Raw genomic sequence first — 1,600 nt, 5'->3', positions numbered from 1 at the left:
TGCTTACACACAAACGATTGGACTACTACTAGAAGTAATCTAATGCCTAATCAATAGACATTATTTCTTGCTATGGTCCACACTATTAAGTAAGGACTAGAACCATGGCAGATATCAATCATTGTGGTTATTGGCTAGGTTTCTCTTTAGAAAAGCAGAAATCTATTTTCCTTTATCATAAATTTGATCTCCAAAAACTACCGCACAACCTATTTTTGGTTTCAGGCTTTTTAAGACGCTTTTGGACGCAAAGTGAGCTAGAACGTCGTGCAAGTGGTTACCAAGAAAAACTAGGTTGGGCGCCTTTGCTTTATCATGGTTACCCATACAATGCTGCTTCTTGTTTAGGGATACCATATAAGCTTAAACACGGTACAAGTGAACGTTCCTTTTATTATGATCAAGAACATTCATTAGAATTTGCTTTTAGTGAAAATAGTCAGGATATCTATGCTGACTATCTTGATTTGGCTTTGGGAATTTACTTGCCTGAAGTAATTTCTACCCGTTATTGTAATTATTACCATGCCCCGAACTACTTAGTAAGCCAATCAGTGGGCTTAAATACCCTGTACGGTTTACCTACCTATGCCCAAGTGGAAGCTTGGATAGAGTCTTTTGAACAAGCGCGTCGTCAGGCTGAGGTGTTTAAACGTCCTGCCTTAAGCGTTTGTATTAGTCGTCATGATTCGCTCTCTGGATTACGAGGCGTCAGAGGATTAATTGGTGATTTATTTACCGAAGTAACTAAAGACTTACATGAAGCTCCTGTATTTTATGCTGGGTACTTTCGCAACAATACCTCTGATCTGCATGAACATTTTAATGACGACAAGATAGCGTATGGTAAAAACTTTGTTTTTATGATCTGTCCAGAGAACTCTTACTGTCCAGGCTACGTCAGTGAGAAAATTCTTGAAGCTTTTGCTTCAGGTTGTATCCCAATTTATTGGGGTGGAATTGAAAGTGAGTTAGACTACTTTAACGAGAAAGCTTTTGTTTACTTTGATCCACGTAAACCTAAAGAGTTTCAAGAGCGTATAAGAGAGTTAGTGTACGATCAGGGTAAACTTGAAGAGATGATAGCTCAACCTTGTTTTTTACCAGGAGCTGCTGCTCGTATTTACTTACGTTATATCTATCCAATTGCCGTTGCTTTTTCCAATCTAATGGACGGTTTAAATCCATACCAATTATTAAAAGAGCCGGTAGACACTACCCTCGAGCAAGAAAAAGCAAAAGCAGAAGCTGTTTTAGCACAACTTGGATTAGTCGAAAACAAGTATCAAGGACTAGATCGTTTGCCGTTTAAATATTATGTTGATTTTGAGCAATATAACGAGGAAGAGAAACAAAGACTTGAGTACTTTGTTAGACACTACAATAGTAAGTAAAAGTGAAACAAGTACTAGATGAGCAAAAGTCCTGCAAGTACTAGGTGAACAAAGGAGCAGTAGTAGGTGAACAAAAGTTCAGTACTAGGTGAACTGGTGAACAAAAGTGCTTATGAAACCAAAATAAATTAAAAAAAGCTAGGCATATTGCCTAGCTTTCGCCTTTGATTGAGTTTTACTCTTTTAAAATAGGGATTCCCGATAAC

Annotated in this window: 1 protein-coding gene; it reads left to right on the top strand. The window is 37.7% G+C overall.

Annotated features, from left to right (window positions below):
• Positions 1-104 precede the first annotated feature (104 nt).
• Entirely contained in the window at positions 105-1,394 is a 1,290-nt protein-coding gene (locus tag CKF54_RS08030) for a glycosyltransferase family 10 domain-containing protein (RefSeq protein ID WP_119525821.1), read from the top strand.
• Positions 1,395-1,600 lie beyond the last annotated feature (206 nt).

It is taken from the genome of Psittacicella hinzii (genome assembly GCF_003585885.1).
GTDB lineage: Bacteria > Pseudomonadota > Gammaproteobacteria > Enterobacterales > Psittacicellaceae > Psittacicella.
Note: the sequence above shows the minus strand (reverse complement) of the source record. Positions and strands in the feature narration are given on the sequence as shown.

Excerpts from the sequence above, each read along its gene's own strand:
- CKF54_RS08030 (WP_119525821.1), top strand. The coding sequence starts at position 105 with ATGGCAGATATCAATCATTGTGGTTATTGGCTAGGTTTCTCTTTAGAA.